Raw genomic sequence first — 19,718 nt, 5'->3', positions numbered from 1 at the left:
CGGAACAAGTCGGGGGCCGGCGCTGTTGCCCCCGATGACGGTGATTTTCGCCCTGGACACGACTCCGCTGAGGAAGAGAACCATGACCAACTCCACCGGCGCGACACGCGTCGACTTCTACTTCGACCCGGTCTGCCCGTTCGCGTGGATCACCTCCCGCTGGATCCTCGAGGTCGAGCAGCACCGGAACCTCGACCTGCGGTTCCGCGTGATGAGCCTGTCGGTGCTGAACGAGGGCAGGGACAACCTGTCCGAGGACTACAAGCGGCTGCTGGTCACCGGGTGGGGCCCGGTGCGCGTGGCCACCGCGCTCGCGCAGACCAAGGGCGAGGAAGCACTGCGCGACTACTACACCGAGTTCGGCACGCGGTACCACAACGGTGGCAACCACGACCGCGAGCAGGTCGTCAAGGAGGCGCTCGACGCGATCGGCGCGCCGCCGGAGCTGTTCGACGCGGCGCACTCGACCGAGTACGACGAGGCGTTGCGCAAGAGCCACCACGAGGGCATGGACCCGGTGGGCATGGACGTCGGCACGCCGACCCTCCACATCGACGGCGTCGCGTTCTTCGGCCCGGTGCTCAGCTCGATCCCGCGCGGCGAGGACGCGCTGAAGATCTTCGACGGCGCCCGGCTGCTCGCGGGCTACCCGGACTTCTTCGAGCTCAAGCGCACTCGTACCGGGGACCTCAAGTTCGACTGATCACCGTGCCAGCGCGGCCCGCGTGACCTCCGGCGGCAGGGCCGACCTGGCCACGATCTCGTCGTCGCTCGCGCCGCTTTCGACGAGCGCGACGAGATCGGCCAGCAGCCGCTGCTGCCGGACGACGAACCCGGTGCCGACCGGTTCGCCGTGGCCGGGGACGACGATCGGGTAGTCCAGCGCGGCGATCGCGGCGAGCGCGGGCGGCCAGCCGTCGAGCACGGTGTCGGTGCCGAACGAGTCCGTGGTGAACGTGCCGCCGGGACCGTGCTCGACGAGATCCCCGGCGAACAGCACCCCGGCGTCGGGCACGCGCACGGTGAGATCGTGGCCGCTGTGCGCGGGACCGTGGTGGGCGAGCACGACGGTGCGCCCGCCGAGCGACAGCTCCCGCTCGTCGTCGACCAGGTGCGCGGGGAGCACGAGTTCGGTGGCCGCGATGGCGTCCGCGATCCCGGGCTCGCCGCGGTCGCGGTACCACTGTGCACGCGTCGTGCGGGCGTTCTCGCCGTCGATCACCAGGTCTTCGCGGCAGCCGGGATGGGCCCAGACTTCGCACCGCCCGAAGGCGCCGGTGCCGAAGCTGTGGTCGAAATGGGCGTGCGTGATCGCGATCGTCCACGGCAGCGGGGTGATCCCGCGGACGGCGGCGGCCAGCTCGGTGCCCTGGACGGTGTCGCCCCGCGTGTCCACGACGAGGCACTTCTCGCGCCCGACCACGAGCCCCACGGTCAGGTCCAGCTCGGCGTACCGGCGCGCGTACACCCCGTCGCCGAGTTCGAGCCAGCGGTCAGCCATGGCGCAGTGCTCCTCCGGTCAGCAGTGGTGCCGCTTCGCTGGTGTCGAACTCGGCCGCGAGGCCGACGTCGCCGCGGTGCCCCGCGTCGGCGAGTTCCCGGCCGGACACACAGCCGTGCAGCGCGGTCGCCAGGTCGGTGGCGCGGAAGGCGGCCGCGGCGAGCACCGCCTCCGGTGAACCGGGCAGCCCGTTCGCGAGCAGTGCGGCCGCGATGGCCCCGGCGCCGAGGTGGTCTTCGACGCCCGGCCGCAGCGCGCCCGTCGTCCCCTTGCCCGCGAAGCTGACGCCCCATTGCTCGCCCGCCGGGATGACGCCGATCGCGCCGCCGCCGGCCAAGCGGTGCGCGGCAGCCGCCACCGCGGTCGCGTTGCGCAGGCAGCCCGCGAACACGATCGCCCCGGTTTCTTCGGCTGCCGCGCACAACCGCGCGCCGTTGGGGGAGGGCAGGCCGAGCACGGTTCCGGCCGGGATGCCGGTCACGGACGACGGCCGCAGGGTCCACGGGCCGGTCCCGGCGAGCACCGCGCCGGGACGCTCCTCGGGTGCGCGAAGCGGGACGACCGTCGCGCCCCTGCCCACCACGATGTCCACCGTGGTGCAGAAGGACAGCACGTCGACGACGATCAGCACGGCGCAGTCGGCGCCAAGCGCTTCGACGCCGGAGGGGCCCCATTCCAGGCGTACCGCGGAGCCGCTTTGGCCGAAGGTCCCCATACCCGCATTCTGCCGGTGCCGGTGCGGGATGGCAGACTCCGGGCCGTGCGTGTCTACTTGGGATCCGACCATGCCGGCTTCGAACTGAAGAACCACCTCGTCACCCACCTGACGAGCCAGGGCCACGACGTCATCGACGTCGGCCCGTTCGTCTACGACGCGGCCGACGACTACCCGGCGTTCTGCGTCGAAACGGCCCGTCGTGTCGTGGCCGACGAGGGCAGCCTCGGCATCGTGATCGGCGGGTCCGGCAACGGCGAGCAGATCGCCGCCAACAAGGTCGAAGGCGCGCGGGCGGGGCTCGCCTGGAGCACCGAGATCGCGAAGCTCACCCGCGAGCACAACCACGCCCAGCTCATCGGCGTCGGCGCGCGGATGCACACCGCGGAAGAGGCCACCGAGATCGTCGAGTCGTTCCTCAACACGCCGCCGTCGCCCGAGGAGCGGCACGCGCGCCGGGTCCAGCAGCTGCTCGACTACGAGCGCACCGGTACGCCGCCGCCGCTGCCCGAGAGCTGATGCCCGAACCGTCGGAGCAGTCCCGGTTCTGGTGGCTGCTGACGCCGCTGGTCGCCGCACTGGTCACCGTCGCGGGCGCGATCGCGCTGTTCAAGGTCCAGGCCGATCACACGCTGTGGCTCGCCTCCTGCAACAGCACGCTGTTCATCGGCTGCGGGCTCGCGTCGATGTTCTTCTGCGCCGCGGCCGTGCTGATCGCCTTCGGCATCGGAGCCGGGATCGCGCGGCGGCGGGCGGCGGTGTCCGGCACCCGCGCGGTCGTGCGGGGGCTGCTCGTCGCGGCAGGCTGCCTGCTCTGCCTGTTCGGCTTCACCGTCGCCGCCGCGGGGGTGCTCGCCTGATGCCGGAAGGGCATACGCTGCACCGCCTCGCGCGGCTGCACAAGCGCCGGTACGGCGGCGCACCGGTCGAGGTGTCCAGCCCGCAGGGCAGGTTCGCCGATGAAGCGTCCATTCTGGACGGACAGGTGCTGAAAAGTGCCGAAGCGTACGGGAAGCACCTCTTCCACGACTACGGTCCACAAGGGATCGTGCACATCCACCTCGGGCTGTACGGCACCTTCACCGAGGCCGAGCAGCCGGTGACCGATCCGGTCGGGCAGGTGCGGCTGCGCATCGTCGGCCGTACACATTGGACGGACCTGCGCGGCCCGACGCGGTGCGAACTGCTCACCCGTGGCGAGATCGACGCGATCAAGGCACGCCTCGGCCCCGATCCGCTGCGCCGTGACGCCAAGCCCGGCCTGGCCTTCGCGCGCATCTCCCGGTCGCGGACCTCGCTGGCCGCGCTGCTGATGGACCAGTCCGTGCTGGCCGGGGTCGGCAACGTCTACCGCGCCGAAGTGCTGTTCCGGCACGGGATCGCGCCGATGGTGCCGGGAACCGCGCTCGACGAGGCGGTCTGGAAGGACATCTGGGCCGATCTCGTCGCGCTGATGCGGGACGGGGTGAAGAAGGGCCGGATCGACACGGTCGCCCCGGAGCACCTGCCGGAGGTCACCGGAAGGGCGCCGAGGCAGGACCGCCACGGCGGCGAGGTCTACGTCTACCGGCGGGCGGGGCAACCGTGCCTGGTGTGCGGCACTCCGGTGGCGCACAAGGAACTGGCCGGCCGCAACCTCTACTGGTGCCCTGCCTGCCAACCGGCCTGATCGCGCGAGGGCTTGAATCCGTGAAGGCCACCATGCCGTCATGGTGGCCTTCACGGGCAAAGCAGGAAGCGGGGCTCAGAAGTCGAAGCCGCCGCCGAAGTCCCCGCCGCCGAAGTCTCCTCCGCCGCCGAAGTCGCCGCCCCAGTCGGCGCCGCCGTCACCGCCGAAGTCGCCTCCGCCGCCGTCGCCGCCCATGTCGCCGCCGTGGTCCATCGCGCTTTCCTGCCCCGCGTCGTAGCCGGACTCCCACGCGGCGGCGCTGGCGATCCCGCCCATTCCGGAGAACATGGCGCTGAACAGGAACATCGACCCGAGGCCCCAGGCGCCGGCGACGAGCGCGGGCTTCCACCACGGCTCGCTGTACCAGCCCTGCGGCACCGGACGGCCCGCGACACGGCCGCCGGGGTAATAGTGCGGCGTGTTCTCGCCGGGTTCGGGCGAGGCTTCGTACATCTGGCCTTCGACGTCCACCCTGCGGTGCTCGGAAACCTTGCCCGCGCGCTCGCGCTCGGCGTCCTCCGGCAGCGCGGGGCCGGGGTCCAGGTCCATCGCGACGCGTGCCGCGCGGACGTAGTAGAGACCTTCGATCGCGGTCTCCTTCACCAGCCGCGCCTGCTCGGCTGTCGCCGCCTGCTCGAGCTGCGAGCCGGCCGCGTTGTAGCGCTCGGACGCGTCGGCCATCGCCTGCTGCGAGGCGATGTTGGTACCGGTGAGGTTCAGCACCTGGCCACCGAGTCGTTCGACGAGCCTGCGCGCGTCGGCCTTGGCGTCCTCGAGCTGGTTCTGCCTCACCTTCGCCTGGTTCTTGGCGAAGTACATGCCGCCGCCTACGACGAGCACTACTACCAGCACGATCACGACGATCGCGGTACCCATGGGTCACTCCCCGGTTGTTGGGTGTCTTGAACCGGACAACGCGGACAGTACGCTGTCGGTTCCCGGGGTGTGACGCGGCACTCCACGGCGGATGGCCGGTCGAGGACCGGCCATCCGCCACGGCGGAGAGCTACCAGGCGCGGCCGACGGTGTAGGCGTCGGTCCAGATGTTCTGCAGGCGCACCACATCGCCGGATTCGGGGGCGGCCCACATCTTGCCGTCCCCGGCGAAGATCCCGGTGTGGTACACGCTGCCGCCGTCGGCGAAGAACAGCAGATCGCCGGGTTTCAGGTCGCTCTTCGACACGTCGGCGAGCGCGGCCCGCTGGTCGCGCGAGGTGCGGGGGAGATCGATGCCGACCTGCTTGTGCACGAACTGCGTGAGCCCGGAGCAGTCGAACCGGTCGGGGCCGGCGGCGCCGTACGAGTACGGCTTCCCCGCCTGCGCGGCGGCCGAGTCCACGACGCGCTGTCCCACCGGCTGCTGGGACCGCACGCCGACGACCGGCGAAACCGCGGGATCGTTGACGCGGTCGCCGTGGTAGCTGATCCGCCATTCGGCGCTGACCGTGACGGTCGCCGGGATCGCGGCCTTGCCCGCCGCGTCGGTCGTGCCGCTGTTCGACACGGACCACGGCTGGTCCGCGCCGCCGCGCCATTCGAGATCGACCTTCTGCTCGGCCACCGGGCGGTCGCCGAGGCGGGTGAGCGCGCCGGTGAAGGTCACCTGGGTCCCGGTGGGCACCGGGGTCGGCGCGGCGTCGAGGGTCTGCTGGGTCTTGACGATCGCCGCCGCGTCGGGGGCCGCGGCGAACAGGGCGCCGGCTCCCGCGGCGCAGGCGATGCCCGCCGAAGCGAGCCGTCGCTTTGCTGACGTGGGCACGGGTGTCCTCCGTCGGAAAGGGGGTCGGGGTCACGAAACGGTAAACACGCGAAAGGACGAATTGCGAGCACGGCTTCCGGCCTGCGGGTGATCCGGACAACAAAGCGGGAAACCGTTATACGTCAACGTTTTCGCGGTCGACCTCGATGCGCGCGGATGCGACGGACGGTGACCGGGTTGCCTTCCGGTGGCATGGATCACGCTCGAACGGTGGCCTGCCTCACCGGCCGGGGCAACGGGCACTGGCCGAGTAAACTAGAACACGTTATAGTCTGGCGGTATGAAGTTCTCCCTCTCGGTCGCGATGAACCCCGTCGACCAGCTCACCGAGCTCGCGCGCACGGCTGAGGAGTGCGGCTTCTCCTCGATCGTCCTGCCGGACTCGCTCTTCTACTCGGAGGAGGTGTCCGCGAACTACCCGTACACACCGGACGGCAGCCGCTTCTGGACCGAGGAGACGCCGTGGGTGGATCCGCTGGTCGCGGCCGCGGCGATGGGGGCGGTGACCGAGCGGATCGGCTTCTACACCTCGGTGCTCAAGCTCGGTTCGCGGAACCCGGTCCTGCTCGCCAGGCAGGTCAACTCGGCCGCGGCGCTCACCGGCGGGCGCTTCGGGCTCGGCCTCGGCGTCGGCTGGTCCCCGGAGGAGTTCGAGTGGTGCGGCGCGCCGTACGAGCGCCGGGGCAAGCGCGTCGACGAGGCGATCGACGTGCTGCGGCTCATCCTCGACGGCGGCATGGTGGAGTACCACGGCGACTTCTTCGACTTCGGCAAGCTGCGCATGAGCCCGACGCCGCCGTCGCGCGTGCCGTTCTACGTCGGCGGGCACACGGAAGTCGCGCTGCGGCGCGCGGCGAGGGTCGGCGACGGCTGGTCCTCGGCGATGATGAAGCTCGAAGACCTGCGCACCACGATCACCCGGCTCGCCGAGCTGCGCGCCGAACGGGGCCGCGCCGAAGAGCCGTTCGAGATCCAGGCGGTGTGCGTCGACCGGTTCGGTCTCGACGGGTACCGCGAGCAGGCGGAAATCGGCGTCACCGACGTGATCACCATGCCGTGGGTGTTCGACGGGCTCGGCTTCGACGCCGAACTGGCCGCGAAGCAGGATTCCCTGCGCAAGTTCGGTGCAGAGGTCATCGCCAAGTTCTGAACCGCTTCTCGCAGAGGCATTTCACAGCAGAGGCACTTCACAGCAGAGACATTTCACAGCAGGGGCATTTCACAGAGGAGGCCGCCGTGGGCGTCGACGTGTGCTGGGACCCCGAAGCCGATCAGCCCGCGGCGAGGGTCGCCGCGTGGCGGTCGATGGACGCCGTGACACGGGGTGCCAAGGACGAATGGCTCGCGCTGTTCGCCCCGGACGCGGTGGTGGAGGACCCGGTCGGGCCTTCGATGTTCGACGAGGAGGGCAAGGGGCACCACGGGCGCGAAGGGATTTCGGCGTTCTGGGACCTGACCATCGCGAACGTCGAACGGTTCGTGTTCACCATCCGCGACTCGCACGCCGCGGGCGACGAGGTGGCCAACGTCGGCACGATCACGACGTTCCTCCCCGGCGGGTACCGCGTCGACACCGACGGCGTGTTCGTCTACCGCGTCGGTGAAGACGGTTTGGTGCGGTCGATGCGGGCCTTCTGGGAGACCGAGCGCGCGATGGCGACCGCGCGCAAGGTGGAGGACTGACCTTCGGGCACGGCGTCACACCGTGCTGGCGTGACGCCGCGGTCCGGTCGGATCGAGCGGCGAACTCAGAAGTTCTGGTCGCTGCCGCGCGGCTGCGACTGGCGCCTGCCGACGGACCTGCCGATGAAGAAGCCGAGCAGCAGGCCCACGATCAGGCCGATCGCGACGAAGAAGATGATCGTCGCGGCGGCGATCTTGCCGACCGTTCCGAGGAAGCCCTTCGCCTCGAGGTCCTGCGCCAGGATGGCCGCCTGGTTCAGTGCGTGATAGGTGGTCATGGTCGCCAGCGTGCCATGTCCGGCCGAGCCGCACAGCGCTAGGTTCGCCTCGCGGGTGAACACTCGGTGCACAACCCTGGTGGACACCGCGCTCGCGCTGCTCGTGAACGGTGTCCCGAAATGGCGGTATTCCGCCTCAGATCGGCCGGACTAGCGTCTCCGCATGGTTTCCAGCGCACAGGCCCGCGAGAAGTACGACCAGCTCGTCGACCGGTACGAGGAGATCTTCTTCTACGTCGGCGACACCGGGCGGCGGCTGATCGAATTCGCCGCGCCGCCACCGGGTTCGCGGGTGCTCGACGTCGGTGCCGGGCGGGGCGCGGTGACGCGCGCGGCACTGGCGCTCGGCTGCTCGGTCACGGCGATCGACGCGTCGCCGAAGATGATCGAGCGGCTCGTCGAGGACCATCCGGAGGTCACGGGCGTCGCGATGGACGCCGCGCACCTCGACTTCACGGCTGGTTCGTTCGACCTGGCCACGGCCGGTTTCGTGGTGCAGATCCTGGACGAGCCCGCCGTGGTGCTGGCCGAGGTCCACCGCGTGCTCGCGCCGGGCGGGACGGTCGCGCTGTCACTGGAGACCCAGTCCGTCGGCCGCCTCGGCTGGTTCCAGGAGCTCACGCTCGAGTTCTTCGCGCCCGCCACGTCCGAACCGGTTTCTCCGCCTCCAGCCGACACCGAGGCGTCGCCCGGTCCGATGACCCACGACCGTCTCGACGCGCTGCTGGCGGAGACCGGTTTCCTCGATATCGAACGCGCCCCGGTCGAGATGCCCGTCCCGATCGCCGATCCGCCCGCGCTCTGGGACTGGCTGATGCCCCGCGGCCTCGCCGAGATCCAGGAGACGCTGCCCGCGGACCGCCGCGCCGAGTTCCGCACCCGGTTCCTCCAGGGCGCGCAGACCATGCACGACGACGGCGGCATCACCCTCGACTTCGCCGCCACCCTGCACCGCGCCCGCCGTCCTTAGCGACACCGGCGCAGCGATCGAACACCGGCGCGGCCAGGAGCGGCGCCGGCGTCCTGTCGTATCCGAGAAGGGGTCGCGGTTTCCACGTTCGAGTGAACTCGGTGCACGTTCGTACCGCGGGGAGCGTGAAAGGGGTGGCGGCGAAATCCGGCGCCCTGGTCCCCCTTTTTCCGAGTTCGAGAGGATATCGCGTGGCTATGTGCCTGGTGACCGCCATCGCGACCGTTGTCATGGCGCTGGCCGGTCGGCGACTGTGGAGGATGTTCACCGCGATGGTGTGTTCCGCGATCTGGCTGGCGCGGCAGCGGCGTGCCGTGGTGCTGGCGATGCGGGTGCTGGCCGCCGGCGGCCAGGTCGAACTGCGGTTGAAGACCGCGGGGGTCGACTTGCTGGTGCGCGGCCGTGGGGATTCGGGGGCGTGAGTGACGGCGCCAACCCGTCTCCGAATTGCGCCAGGACCGCACGGGACCTGGCGGCGTTCCGGACTTTTTATCGCGATCATCGCGCGCGGCTCGTCCGTTACGCGGAGGAAATCGCGCCGCACCACGACTACGCGGCGATCGCCGACGACGCCCTGGTCGCGCTCTGGCGGAACTGGACCGCGATCGAGGGGAACCGGTTGGCGTGGACCAGGAAAGTGGCGCACAACCTGGCGTGCAGCGCGTTGCGCCGCACCTACGAGCTGCCGATCCAGCCGCGCGAACGCGACCAGCCGCTGTGGGGTGCGGTGGTGACCGCGGAGGACCACTACGAGATGCGGATGACGTTGCAGCACGCGAACGAGCTGTCCCGCGAGCAGTTTCTCGCGTTGCTGCTGCCCTGGTTCGGCTGCAGCCCCGGCGAGGTCGCCGAGGAACTCGGTGTGCGCCCCTCCACCGTTCGCCGCTACCGGGCCACCGCGCGCAGGAAGCTCGCGGCGATGCGCCGCCGCCCGCTCTCCGGAGGTGGGAACCGATGACGCTGTTCCATCGCCTGTACCGCCGCCTCCGTCGCACCGACCGCGACCCCGGCTTCGGCCTGCTGGTGCGCGCGATCACCGCACCGCCAACGGCGGCCGAACGCGCGCTGATCGCCGCCGTCGAGCGGGATCTCACCGCACCCGTCCCCGTTGTCGATGCGGCGGGCGGGCCGGATGCCACCGAGGCCGGGTTCTCCCGTGCCGTCGCGTCGGCCGAGCCGGCGCCGGAGGCCGGGGTGGTACTGGTGATCCGCATCCCGGCGCTGTCGCGCTGGCAGGCGAAGGTGCCCGCTCCCGTGCTGTCCGCGGTGATCCGCCCGGTGCTCGCCGACCGCGTGACCGCGGCACTGGGCCCGTTGTTCCCCATCCAGCTCAGCGGTGACGGCGACGACCTGGTCGCGGTGCTGTGGCCGTCGCGCCTCGATGACCTGCCCTCGGCACTGCGGACGCTGGCGGTCAGCTTGTCGGTGCCGTTCCCGCTTGGCGGGAAGCACGCGATCGTCCAGCCGCAGTTCGGGCTGGCCCCGGTCAGGACCACCAGGGAGGACGCGGTGGCGGTGGCGCGCATCGGACTGCCCGAGACCAGCGTGCTGCGCTGGACGCCGGAAGCCACCCCTGGCAGCAGGAGGATGGCCAGCCTGCTCTCGGACCTGCCCGCGGCTCGCGCGGCGTTGGCGGCGGGCCGGTTCACGTTGCTGCACCAGCACATTCGCCGCGTCGACGGGTTCACCGTGGCCGGAACGCGCGCGATTCCGTCCTGGACCGACGAAACCGGCAGCGCCCGCGCGTTCACCGAGCTCGGCGAGCTCGCCGACGCCACCCGCCTGTCCCACCACGTGCTCGACCACACCCTGCCCGCGCTCGGCCACGACCTCGCGCTCTGGCACACCGATCAGCGCGGCCCCGGCGAACCGGATCTGTTCTGCCTGCTCGATGTCTCCGAGCAGATCCTGCGGGACCGCTACCTGAGCGACCAGTTGCCCGCCGCCCTCGACCGGAGCGCGGCACCGGCGGAACTGTTCGTGCTCGGCATTCCGCACACCGCGCTGACCGACGTCCCCGGAATCGACGCGCACCTCGCCGAACTGCACGGCTTGGGCGTCGGCCTCGCCCTGACCGGTTACGGCCATCCCGGCACCCCGCTGTCGGTCCTCACCCGCCATCCGTGGCAGTTCCTGGTCATCCGCGCCGAGATCATCAACATCCTCGCCAAGTACAGCACCAAGGACCTGCCGCCACCGGCCAACTGCACCGACGAAAAGCAGCGCGCCGACCGCGAAGACTCCCGCAACACCGTCATCCCCGCCGCCCTGATCCGCACGGCACACACCCTCGGCATCCCCCTGCTCGCCGAGAACACCACCATCGGTGCCGCGCGCCACGGCCTCGGCCGGGGCAGCGACCTGCACACCACCCCGAACCGCACGCCCGTCACCGCGGCCGGGATCACCGCCGCCCAATCCTGGCGGGCTTCCCCCGCCGAGCCGGAATCGGCGCTCGGATTGCCCGCACAACGCGGCGGGCCGGGCTCGCCGCCGTGAGGGGGCGAAGGTTTTTTCGTTCGGCACGCTTCCGGATGTCGAGGAGGGATCACCGGCTCCGTCCCCGGGGCACAGCGGCCAGCACGGGCCGCACGACGAAGAAGGGCCACCACCATGCGCAAGCTCGTAGTCCAGCAGTGGGTCACCGTCGACAACATCGCCGCGGAGGAGGACGGCGGGCTCAGCTTCGTGTCCGGGGAGCCGTTTTCCGAGAAGAGCAACCTCGAGTTCAAGACGAACCTGATGGGGTTCATCGACTCGGTCGACACGATGATCCTCGGCGCGAACACCTACACCCAGTCCAAGGACTACTGGCCGTACGCCGAAGACCAGGGCGAGTACGGCGAGAAGCTCAACAACCTCACCAAGTTCATCGCCTCGTCGAAGCTGGACGACGCCCCCTGGGGCGACTTCCCCGCCGCGACCGTGACGCGCGACCCGGCCGCGACCATTCGCGAGCTCAAGGAGCAGGACGGTAAGGACATCTGGCTGTGGGGGAGCCTGAGCCTCATGCGCTCGCTATTGGACGCCAGCCTCGTCGACGAAGTCCGGATGCTGGTCTGCCCGGTGTCGCGCGGTAAGGGAAGGCACCTCTTCGAGGACCGGCAAGACCTGAAGCCGGTCGAGGCCACCCTGTTCGACAACGACGTGACGCTCCTGCGCCACGAGATCAAGAAATAGGCAGCACCGTGTATAACGGCCTATACTGAGACGGCGGGGTTGCTCCTGGGGGGCTACCCCGCCGCTTCTGCTGGTCCGGCCGTTCGTGCTGGTCGGGATGACAGGATTTGAACCTGCGACCCTTCGCTCCCAAAGCGAATGCGCTACCAAGCTGCGCCACATCCCGTCGCCCCGTGGGGCGTGTGCACCCAGCTTAGCGGCTACCGCTAAGCTAGCTCTGCGCGGTACTGATCCGCGCGGCGCGGGTGTAGCTCAATGGTAGAGCCCCAGTCTTCCAAACTGGCTACGCGGGTTCGATTCCCGTCACCCGCTCGCTTGGGGTGTTGGCAGGCGCCGGGCACACCCATGACGGCGGTGGCGCTGCGGGACGTAGACTCCGGCTCGTTATGAGCGCCAATCTTGTCGCGAAGGACCTCGCCGCGGGCCACGGGGATCGCGTCCTCTTTTCCGGGTTGAACCTCGTCATCGCGCCCGGTGACGTCATCGGGCTGGTCGGCGCCAACGGCGCGGGCAAGTCGACCTTGTTGCGCACCCTCGCCGGGCTCATCCCGGCCGAAGGCGGCAAGGTGAGCACGAGCCCGGTCGCCGCGTCCATCGGCTACCTCGCGCAGGAGCCGGAGCGGCTGGACGGCGAAACGCTCCGCGGCTTCCTCGCCCGCCGCACCGGCGTGACCGAGGCGCAGCGCGCGCTCGACCAGGTGACGCAAGCGCTGACCGACGGCGAAAGCGGTGCCGAAGAGGACTACCCCGCGTTTCTCGAACGCTGGCTCGAACTCGGCGGCGCGGACCTGGACGAACGCGCCGGCGAGGTGGCTGCCGACCTCGGCCTCGACGTGTCGCTCGACCAGCCGATGAACGGGCTTTCCGGCGGGCAGGCCGCACGGGCGGGCCTGGCCTCGCTGCTGCTGAGCCGGTACGACATCTTCCTGCTCGACGAGCCGACGAACGATCTCGACCTGGACGGCCTCGACCGCCTCGAACGGTTCGTGTCGGGGCTGCGGGCGGGCACCGTGATCGTCAGCCACGACCGCGAGTTCCTCACCCGCACGGTCACCAGCGTCGTCGAGCTGGATCTCGCGCAGCAGCAGGTTCGCGCGTACGGCGGCGGTTACGAGTCCTACCTCGAAGAGCGCGAGGTGGCCCGACGGCACGCGCGCGCGGACTACGACGAGTACGCGAACACGGTGTCCTCCTTGACCGCTCGCGCGCGTGCGCAGCGCGCGTGGATGGAAAAGGGCGTCAAGAACGCGCGCCGCAAGGCGGGCGACAACGACAAGCTCGGCCGCAAGTTCCGCAGCGAGGCAACGGAAAAGCAGGCCGCGAAGGCACGGCAGACGGAACGCCTGATCGAGCGGCTCGACGTGGTGGAGGAACCGCGCAAGGAGTGGGAGCTGCGGATGGAGATCGCGGCGGCACCGCGCTCCGGCGCGGTCGTCGCCTCGCTCACCGGCGCGGTGGTCCGCCGGGGCTCGTTCACGCTCGGCCCGGTGCACGTCCAGATCGACTGGGCGGATCGGGTCGCCATCACGGGCCCTAACGGGGCGGGGAAGTCCACGCTGCTGGCGGCGCTGCTGGGCAGGGTGGAGCTGGCCGACGGGCACGGCGCGCTGGGCTCCGGCGTCGTGGTCGGCGAGGTCGACCAGGCCAGGAACCGGTTCCTCGGTGACGAGCAGCTCGTGGACGCGTTCGCGGCCGAGGTGCCGGAGATGGCGCCTGCCGACGTCAGGACGCTGCTGGCGAAGTTCGGGCTGAAGGCGCCGCACGTCATCCGCCCGGCCGCGACGCTGTCGCCGGGGGAGCGGACGCGGGCGGCGCTCGCGTTGCTGCAGGCGCGCGGCGTGAACCTGCTCGTGCTGGACGAGCCGACGAACCACCTCGACCTGCCCGCGATCGAACAGCTCGAATCCGCGCTGGCGACCTATCCCGGCACGCTCCTGCTGGTCACGCACGACCGCCGCATGATCGACGCGGTGGAGACCACGCGACGGCTCGTCGTCGGGCACGGGAAGGTCGCCGAGCTGTAGCGCGGCGGCCTTCCCGTGCCCGCCGCCGCGACCGGGGATGGTGGCCGCGGCGTGTGGCGTCCTACTCGGACAGCGCGATTTCGAGGTTGCGGCCCGCGCTGTTGTTGGTGCCGGAAAGGATCTTCGAAACCAGCGACTCCTCTTCGGAGTTCGGGCCGGTGGTCCACGGGTCGCACTTCGCGCCGCCGGTCTGCATCAGCGCGTCGCAGCCGCCGTCGTGGCCGAGGCCGAGCGCGTGCCCGAATTCGTGCGCCGCGGTGTGGACGTGGTGCTCCGGGTGCTGCTTGTTCAGGTCGTTGTCCCAGAGCGTGGGATCCAGCGAGATGGTGGTGCGCCCGTTCGACGCGCACTTGGTGGACCCGTAGGCGTCGCCGAGGTCGCGGGACACGAAGGTGACGTTCGGGGTCCCGGAGGTCGCCTTCACCTGGACCTCCGCGCCGGACGAGTTCCAGTTCGACACCGCGGAACGGATGGCGTCCGCCATCGAGCCGTCACCGGTGTCGTCGCGGTAGGTGACCACGTTGGTGCCGTTCGAATGGCTCGGGGTCACCCCGCAGCCGTCCCACTCCACGGCCGCCGACGCCGACGGTGCCACGACGACACCGGTCGCGGTGACGGCGGCGAACACGCCGGCCGCCCCGAGATAACGCAGACTGGTCAATTCTTCGGTTCCTTCCACGAGCCACTGTCCAATGTGGAACAAGTGGGCGGGCCGGGACGGCCCGTTTTCGAGTGGTGACCCGGACCACGATCAACGGCGCGATGAGCGCGCACAATACGTATTTCGATAGTGGTCGTGGTGTGCGCGAGAGGCGTGGGTTACCGACGAAAGTACTGTTTCCGCTTTACGGGCTTCCGGCTCCACCTGCGCCGACCTAGCATGATCGCCTACTGCCGCCCGGTCGCGGAGCCGGCCGTGCGGGTGCGGGGAAAGGCGGGTGGCCCGGTGAGGCGGACCGGATGGCCCGCGCTGGTGGGAAGAGCGGACGAACTCGCCGAGGTGACCGGGATTCTCGCCGGTGGCGCCGGGATCGTGCTGCTCGGCGGTGAAGCGGGTATCGGGAAGACCAGGCTGGTCGAAGAACTGGTCGTTTCCGCGGAGCGCACCGTCCTGGCCGGCCGGTGCGCGAGATTCGACGAACCGGTTCCGTTCGGTCCCATTGTCGATGCGGTGCGTAATCTGGAAAACGAAAGGCCGGTCGTCGAACGGGCCGCGCACCGCCCGATAACCGGGGCGCTGCGCCGATATCTGCCCGAGATCGCGGATTGGCTGCCGCCGGAACCACGCGAGATCGGCGACGCGCCGTCGGATCGGCACACCGTGTTCCGCGCGTTCGCCGAGCTGCTCCGCTGCGTCGGACCGGTGCTGCTGATCATCGAAGACGCGCAGTGGGCGGACGAGCAGACGCGGCGGCTGCTGAGGTACCTGTCCGGGGACGTGACCGGACAGGTGAGCGCCGTGGTCACCTACCGGCCGGAGGAGGTGGACGGCGAGCACCCGCTCGCCAGGCCGGGAAATCCCGGCCCCGCCGTGGCGCACGTCCGGCTGGGGCCGTTGACACCGGGGCAGGTGCACGAACTCGCGTCGGCGATCGCGGGCACGCACCGCGTCTCCGGTGAGCTGGCGCGCGAGTTGTTCCGGCTCAGCGGCGGGAACCCGCTCGTGGTCAAGGAACTGCTCCGCGCCAAGCGGCATCCCGTCACGGGGTGGGATTCCTCCGAGCTGTTCGACGTCCCGCAGACGGTGGCCGACACGATGCGCGCGCGCACGGCGGCATTGCGGTCGGACGCGAAACTGGTGGTCGACTGCACCGCCGTGCTCGACTCGAAGACCGGGCCGGGCTCGATCACGACCGAGGTGCTGACGGCGGTCACCGGCCTCCCACCGGACGCGGTGCGAGCGGGCCTCGTCGCCGCCGTCGAAGCGAACGTGCTGACGGGCACGGCCGAGGGCGGCTACGGGTTCCGGCACGCGGTGGCGCGGCGCGCGGTCTACGAGGCGATTCCCGGACCGCGCCGGGAAACCCTGCACCGGCGCGCCTTCGACGCGATCGAGGGGACGGCAGCCGAACTCGCCGAGCACGCCCGGCACGGCGGCCTCGCCCGCGAGTACGGCCGGTACGCCGAATTGGCCGCGGACGAGGCGATCGCGCAGGGGGACGGGATCGTGGCGGTGCGGGCGCTGCTGCGCCTCGCGGTCCGGCCGGGTACCGGCCCCGCCGATCTCGACCGCATCGCGGGCAAGATCGGCGAGGTCGCGCCCTACTGCGACGATCGCGTCGAAGCGATCCGGGTGCTCGAACGGACCTTGGCGTTGCCCGGCTTGGCCGACCGCTGCCGCGGCCTGGTGCGGACCAGCCTCGGGCAACTGCTCCTGCGCCAGGTCGGCGGGGTCGAGGCGGGGCGGCTCGCGCTGATCAGGGCGGCCGCCGAGCTGGCCGACTTCCCCGAGCTGGCCGCGAGGACGGGTTCCTACCTGGCGAAACCGTTGTACGGCGCCACCCCGCTCGCCGCGCACCTGCCGTGGATGCGCAAGGTCGACGCCGCCATCCGGCGCGCGGACGACACCCCCGGCACGACCTTCCTGCTGGCGAACAACGTCGGGTCGTGGCTCGACATCGGCGATCCGCACGGCTGGTCGTTGCTGGCCCGCCTGCCCGAAGCGCCGCGCACGGACGAAGAACAGCGCGACGTCGAGCGCGCCTACAACAACGCGGCCGACGCCTGTGCGTGGACCGGCCGGTACCGCGACGGGCTCCGCCTGATCGGCATGGCGTTCGGCTGTTCGACGGCGGGCGGTCAGAAGCAACGGGTCGCGAGCCGGTCGACGAAGCTGCATCTCGACTGGCTCATCGGCGCGTGGGACGGGCTGGCCGCGCGTGCCGGGAAACTGCGCGCGGGGCATCCCGAGATCCACGGCATCAGCAGCGAGGCCTCAATGGTGCTCGGGTTCCTCGCCGCCGCGAAGGGCGATTGGACGGAGGCGTCGGCTTTGTTCGGCGAACTGCGCCTGGACCGCCCGGAGAACCTGTCGGCGCCGATCGTGCTGGCCGGGTACGGCGGGCTGGTGCGGTTGAGCCTGGCGCGCGAGCAGTTCGCCGAAGCGGCCGCGCACGCCGATCGCGCGGTGGAGTTCTTGCGGCACAAGGGAATCTGGGCGTGGGCGGGGGAGGTCGCGGCAGGCGCCGCGGAGGCGTACTGCCGGGCGGGCCGTGCCGACGACGCCCGCGTGCTCGCCGGCGAGCTGGCCGCGTCACTGCCGGGGATCGACGCCCCGGCCGCGGCCACCGCGCTCCGGGTCTGCCGCGCGGTGGTGCATGAAGCCGACGGGGAGCACACGCGGGCACGCGAGGAGTTCGACGCCGCGAGCCGGGACTACGACGGCTTTCCCGCGCCCTACTTCGCGGCGCAGTGCGCCGAGCAGGCCGCCGCGGCGGGGATCTGCGCCGGTGACGAAGAAGCCACGGCGCGCTTGTCCGAGGTCGCCGCCCGGTTCGAGGCGCTCGGTGCGACCCGCGACGCCGCGCGCTGCCGCCACCGGCTGCGGGCGGCAGGCGGGTTCACGCCGTCGAGGCGGGGCCGCAACGGCTACGGCCGATCGCTGTCCCCGCGCGAAGCCCACGTGGCGGAGCTGCTGGCGAAGGGGCACACCAACCGGGAGATCTCGGAGGTGCTCCTGATCTCGGTGCGGACGGTGGAACAGCACGTCGCCAGGGTGTTGCGGAAGCTGGACGTCGACTCCCGCGGCGCCGTGCGTGAATCCGCGCTCGTCGGACGGTGACCTCAGGGACCGACCGCGACGAACGGGATCGAACCGTGCGCGGGCGCGCGGAGCTGCGGAATGGCCGTCGGCAGCGAGGTGAAGTGGTTGTCGGCGGTGACCCAGAGCCGGAAGTCGCCGGTCTGGCCGAAGTTCGTGCCGTATTCGCGGCCGCCGACGAAGGCGGGGCTCTTGCCGGCCCCGCCCATCACGAGGGCGATCCACAGCTCCTTGTTCATCGGCTGCGGCGGGACCTCCGTGGTCAGCGGCGCCTTGATGATGCCGCCCGCCTGGAGCTGCGCCGAGATGTCCGCGGTGGTCGCGAGCAGCTTGCCGTCGGCGGGGTCGTAAAGCCCGAGGTAGGAGTTGGTGATCCCGGCGCCGCCGGTGATCACCGCGGTCATCGCGATCCGCGTCGGCACGGCCTGGTCGACGTAGACCCGGTTCACGTAGATCACGCCGGGGCTCAGTCCCGGTGTGCTCGGCATGATCGCGGGATCGCCGGTGGCGGCGACCAGGTTGAGCTGTGCCGGTGACCACGCACCCATCCTGGCCTGCGGTGGCGCGGCAGGCGGCGGGACGGGCGCCGACGAGCACGCGGTGAGGGTGAGCAGAACTCCGATGGCGACGGCGACCCTTCTCATGCCGCGGATGGTACTCAGCACACGGGCGCGCCACGCTGGGCCGCCGTGGTGAATTCGAGCCGGACGGCCGCGGCGCGCGGGATCAGGATCGCCGACCCGCCTGCCCGGTGCCATCCGGCGGGGAGGAACAGGTACTGGTCACCGGACTGCAGCACGAGCCTGAGCCCGTCATAACGGAACTTGTAGGCGCTTTCGGCCGCGCGGCACGGCGTTTCGGTGACGCCGCGAACCCGCAGGCCGAGGCTGCGCTCGCTGTAGAGCACCGCGCCGGGCTCGGAAGCGAGGTCGGCTTCGAGCGCGCGTGCCTGCCCGGTGCCGACGGCGGCCGAGTAGTCGGTGGCGAACCAGAACAGGCTCAAGCTGACCAGCACGAAGACCGCGGCCCATTCGGCGAGCGCGGTCCGTGCGCTGCCCGTGGCCCGCTTCCGCGAGAGGTACATCAGCAGCAGCACGCCGAACGCGAAGCTGAACGGCGGTACCGCGATCGCGAAGTCGAGGAACGGCACGCGCAGCATGTTCAGCAGGCCGACGCAGGTGAGGAAGAGCCCGAGCACGAGCGCGCCGGTTTTCACGATCCTCACGAGCAGTGGGTGCGCATCGCCGAGTGAAGGCCGCCGGACGAGCCGGTGCAGCCACAGCACCGCGAGGCCGATCGCGGCCAGCACCGCGAGCGGGACGAACAACCCGTCCGCGCTGCGCACGAGGTAGTCCTGTGTGGACAGTCCGAGCACGGTCGAGTTGACCCCGAAGTAGTGGAAGAACCAGTACGCGTGGAACCGTCCGAAGTAGAACAGCAGCGCGGTGAGCACGGTGGTCGGCGCGACCACCGTGCCCGCGATCTTCAGCACCTGGCTGAGGCCCTGCGGTTCGGTCACGGTGCGGGCGAAGAGGTCGTGCCCCTCTTCGAAGTGGTGGTGGGTGTGCTCTCCTCGGTCGGCGGTTTCGCCTTGGTGCACGGCAACCGGTTGACCAGGAACACGATCTGCGACCCGTACGGGACTTGCTTGCCCTCCGGCGGAAACTCCACGATCAGGCAGTTCCCCTCCGCCCCGGCGCGGCGGTGCTTCGGATCGGCCCGCGGTATCGCCTTGAGGCAGACCTTGTGATCGGCACAGCCCCTTTCCGCGATCACCCGATCGATGGCACCCTTGACTTCGTAGAAGGGCTGGCCGTCGAATTCGAAGTGCGGGATCCGGCCGGGTGTTCCGGCAGCCTCTCGCGAACCGTGCTGCGGCGGTGCGCCTGGTGCGCTTTCCTCCCCGACCGGCGGGGGTTGACCTGGCGCGGAACCGTATTCGGTTGCGTCACTGGACGAAGTCGACGACGGGGGCGGGCTGCTGTCGGAACAGGCCGCGACGACGGCTCCGGCGGCGATCAGGACGGTGGCGAAACAGCGGTGAGAGGACATGGCGGCCTCCATAAAGGACCACGAGAACTCTAGGCGCGCCGCCCGCGCTCAGGTACCGCTTGCCCGGTGAACCGCCCCAAAGGGCAGGCCCCGCACCGGAAAGCCGGTGCGGGGCCTGACCCCCAGG

General features: G+C 70.7%; 22 protein-coding genes and 2 tRNA genes. 14 read left to right on the top strand and 10 right to left on the bottom strand.

Features of this window, described 5'->3' with window-relative positions; all coding sequences use genetic code 11:
• The first annotated feature begins 82 nt into the window (after nt 1-82).
• Nucleotides 83-703, top strand: coding sequence for a mycothiol-dependent nitroreductase Rv2466c family protein (locus ABD256_RS17185; RefSeq protein WP_344419069.1), 621 nt, complete (start codon nt 83-85; stop codon nt 701-703).
• Here ABD256_RS17185 and ABD256_RS17180 read toward each other — a convergent pair whose 3' ends face one another.
• Nucleotides 704-1,501 (bottom strand): MBL fold metallo-hydrolase, encoded by a 798-nt coding sequence (locus ABD256_RS17180; RefSeq protein ID WP_344419066.1) that lies wholly within the window; start codon nt 1,499-1,501, stop codon nt 704-706.
• Nucleotides 1,494-2,216 (bottom strand): 2-phosphosulfolactate phosphatase, encoded by a 723-nt coding sequence (locus ABD256_RS17175; protein WP_344419063.1) that lies wholly within the window; start codon nt 2,214-2,216, stop codon nt 1,494-1,496. The genes ABD256_RS17180 and ABD256_RS17175 overlap by 8 nt, the downstream gene beginning before the upstream one ends.
• 45 nt (nt 2,217-2,261) lie before the next feature.
• Between ABD256_RS17175 and ABD256_RS17170 the strand changes: the two genes are divergently transcribed.
• From ABD256_RS17170 to ABD256_RS17160, 3 genes are read left to right on the top strand one after another with little or no spacing between them, the layout of a single operon-like run.
• Entirely contained in the window at nt 2,262-2,735 is a 474-nt protein-coding gene (locus tag ABD256_RS17170) for a ribose-5-phosphate isomerase (protein ID WP_344419060.1), read from the top strand.
• Entirely contained in the window at nt 2,735-3,076 is a 342-nt protein-coding gene (locus tag ABD256_RS17165; protein WP_344419057.1) for a hypothetical protein, read from the top strand. Before ABD256_RS17170 ends, ABD256_RS17165 begins: the two co-directional genes overlap by 1 nt.
• The gene (locus ABD256_RS17160; protein WP_344419054.1) at nt 3,076-3,885 is read left to right on the top strand and encodes an Fpg/Nei family DNA glycosylase; all 810 of its coding nucleotides are present in this window, start codon (nt 3,076-3,078) and stop codon (nt 3,883-3,885) included. Before ABD256_RS17165 ends, ABD256_RS17160 begins: the two co-directional genes overlap by 1 nt.
• Nucleotides 3,886-3,960: 75 nt before the next feature.
• On the opposite strand, the gene ABD256_RS17155 is transcribed toward ABD256_RS17160, so the two are convergent.
• Nucleotides 3,961-4,761, bottom strand: coding sequence for a hypothetical protein (locus ABD256_RS17155; protein WP_344419051.1), 801 nt, complete (start codon nt 4,759-4,761; stop codon nt 3,961-3,963).
• A 130-nt stretch (nt 4,762-4,891) separates the two neighbouring features.
• Entirely contained in the window at nt 4,892-5,644 is a 753-nt protein-coding gene (locus ABD256_RS44410; RefSeq protein WP_425546463.1) for a C40 family peptidase, read from the bottom strand.
• A gap of 280 nt (nt 5,645-5,924) precedes the next feature.
• Here ABD256_RS44410 and ABD256_RS17145 point away from each other — a divergent pair, with 280 nt between their 5' ends.
• Entirely contained in the window at nt 5,925-6,794 is an 870-nt protein-coding gene (locus tag ABD256_RS17145) for a TIGR03619 family F420-dependent LLM class oxidoreductase (protein WP_344419048.1), read from the top strand.
• 86 nt (nt 6,795-6,880) lie between these two features.
• Nucleotides 6,881-7,327 carry a nuclear transport factor 2 family protein gene (locus ABD256_RS17140; RefSeq protein ID WP_344419045.1) on the top strand — a complete coding sequence of 149 codons (447 nt, stop codon included), beginning with the start codon at nt 6,881-6,883 and terminating at the stop codon, nt 7,325-7,327.
• A 65-nt stretch (nt 7,328-7,392) separates the two neighbouring features.
• Here the strand turns inward: ABD256_RS17140 and ABD256_RS17135 are convergent, their stop codons facing one another.
• A complete protein-coding gene (locus tag ABD256_RS17135) occupies nt 7,393-7,668 on the bottom strand; it encodes a Z-ring associated ZapG family protein (RefSeq protein WP_344419042.1) in 276 nt (91 codons plus the stop codon).
• Nucleotides 7,669-7,768: 100 nt separating this feature from the next.
• Here ABD256_RS17135 and ABD256_RS17130 point away from each other — a divergent pair, with 100 nt between their 5' ends.
• The 5 genes from ABD256_RS17130 to ABD256_RS17110 all read left to right on the top strand — a co-directional run bounded on the left by ABD256_RS17130 (nt 7,769) and on the right by ABD256_RS17110 (nt 11,755).
• On the top strand, nt 7,769-8,575 hold the full coding sequence (locus ABD256_RS17130; protein WP_344419039.1) for a class I SAM-dependent methyltransferase: 807 nt from the start codon (nt 7,769-7,771) through the stop codon (nt 8,573-8,575).
• A gap of 191 nt (nt 8,576-8,766) precedes the next feature.
• On the top strand, nt 8,767-8,997 hold the full coding sequence (locus ABD256_RS17125; protein ID WP_344419036.1) for a hypothetical protein: 231 nt from the start codon (nt 8,767-8,769) through the stop codon (nt 8,995-8,997).
• Nucleotides 8,994-9,533 (top strand): RNA polymerase sigma factor, encoded by a 540-nt coding sequence (locus ABD256_RS17120; protein ID WP_344419033.1) that lies wholly within the window; start codon nt 8,994-8,996, stop codon nt 9,531-9,533. The genes ABD256_RS17125 and ABD256_RS17120 overlap by 4 nt, the downstream gene beginning before the upstream one ends.
• On the top strand, nt 9,530-11,074 hold the full coding sequence (locus ABD256_RS17115) for an EAL domain-containing protein (RefSeq protein ID WP_344419030.1): 1,545 nt from the start codon (nt 9,530-9,532) through the stop codon (nt 11,072-11,074). The genes ABD256_RS17120 and ABD256_RS17115 overlap by 4 nt, the downstream gene beginning before the upstream one ends.
• A gap of 114 nt (nt 11,075-11,188) precedes the next feature.
• The gene (locus ABD256_RS17110) at nt 11,189-11,755 is read left to right on the top strand and encodes a dihydrofolate reductase family protein (protein WP_344419027.1); all 567 of its coding nucleotides are present in this window, start codon (nt 11,189-11,191) and stop codon (nt 11,753-11,755) included.
• An 89-nt stretch (nt 11,756-11,844) separates the two neighbouring features.
• Here ABD256_RS17110 and ABD256_RS17105 read toward each other — a convergent pair.
• Nucleotides 11,845-11,921: transfer RNA gene (locus tag ABD256_RS17105), tRNA-Pro, on the bottom strand.
• Between the two features lie 75 nt (nt 11,922-11,996).
• Between ABD256_RS17105 and ABD256_RS17100 the strand changes: the two genes are divergently transcribed.
• Nucleotides 11,997-12,067 (top strand) — tRNA-Gly (locus tag ABD256_RS17100).
• Between the two features lie 74 nt (nt 12,068-12,141).
• The gene (locus ABD256_RS17095; protein ID WP_344419024.1) at nt 12,142-13,779 is read left to right on the top strand and encodes an ABC-F family ATP-binding cassette domain-containing protein; all 1,638 of its coding nucleotides are present in this window, start codon (nt 12,142-12,144) and stop codon (nt 13,777-13,779) included.
• A gap of 61 nt (nt 13,780-13,840) precedes the next feature.
• Here the strand turns inward: ABD256_RS17095 and ABD256_RS17090 are convergent, their stop codons facing one another.
• The gene (locus ABD256_RS17090) at nt 13,841-14,440 is read right to left on the bottom strand and encodes a snapalysin family zinc-dependent metalloprotease (protein WP_344419021.1); all 600 of its coding nucleotides are present in this window, start codon (nt 14,438-14,440) and stop codon (nt 13,841-13,843) included.
• Between the two features lie 285 nt (nt 14,441-14,725).
• Between ABD256_RS17090 and ABD256_RS17085 the strand changes: the two genes are divergently transcribed.
• Nucleotides 14,726-17,560: an ATP-binding protein gene (locus ABD256_RS17085; RefSeq protein WP_344419018.1), complete on the top strand. Its 2,835-nt coding sequence runs from the start codon at nt 14,726-14,728 to the stop codon at nt 17,558-17,560.
• Between the two features lie 2 nt (nt 17,561-17,562).
• Here the strand turns inward: ABD256_RS17085 and ABD256_RS17080 are convergent, their stop codons facing one another.
• Genes ABD256_RS17080 through ABD256_RS17070 form a run of 3 tightly spaced genes read right to left on the bottom strand, consistent with a single transcriptional unit; the run spans nt 17,563 to nt 19,591 of the window.
• Nucleotides 17,563-18,183 carry a hypothetical protein gene (locus ABD256_RS17080; protein ID WP_344419015.1) on the bottom strand — a complete coding sequence of 207 codons (621 nt, stop codon included), beginning with the start codon at nt 18,181-18,183 and terminating at the stop codon, nt 17,563-17,565.
• A 14-nt stretch (nt 18,184-18,197) separates the two neighbouring features.
• Nucleotides 18,198-19,139 carry a hypothetical protein gene (locus ABD256_RS17075; RefSeq protein ID WP_344419012.1) on the bottom strand — a complete coding sequence of 314 codons (942 nt, stop codon included), beginning with the start codon at nt 19,137-19,139 and terminating at the stop codon, nt 18,198-18,200.
• The gene (locus ABD256_RS17070) at nt 19,055-19,591 is read right to left on the bottom strand and encodes a hypothetical protein (protein ID WP_344419009.1); all 537 of its coding nucleotides are present in this window, start codon (nt 19,589-19,591) and stop codon (nt 19,055-19,057) included. The genes ABD256_RS17075 and ABD256_RS17070 overlap by 85 nt, the downstream gene beginning before the upstream one ends.
• Nucleotides 19,592-19,718 lie beyond the last annotated feature (127 nt).

The organism is Amycolatopsis minnesotensis (assembly GCF_039529815.1).
GTDB classification, from domain to species: Bacteria; Actinomycetota; Actinomycetes; order Mycobacteriales; family Pseudonocardiaceae; genus Amycolatopsis; species Amycolatopsis minnesotensis.
Note: the sequence above shows the minus strand (reverse complement) of the source record. Positions and strands in the feature narration are given on the sequence as shown.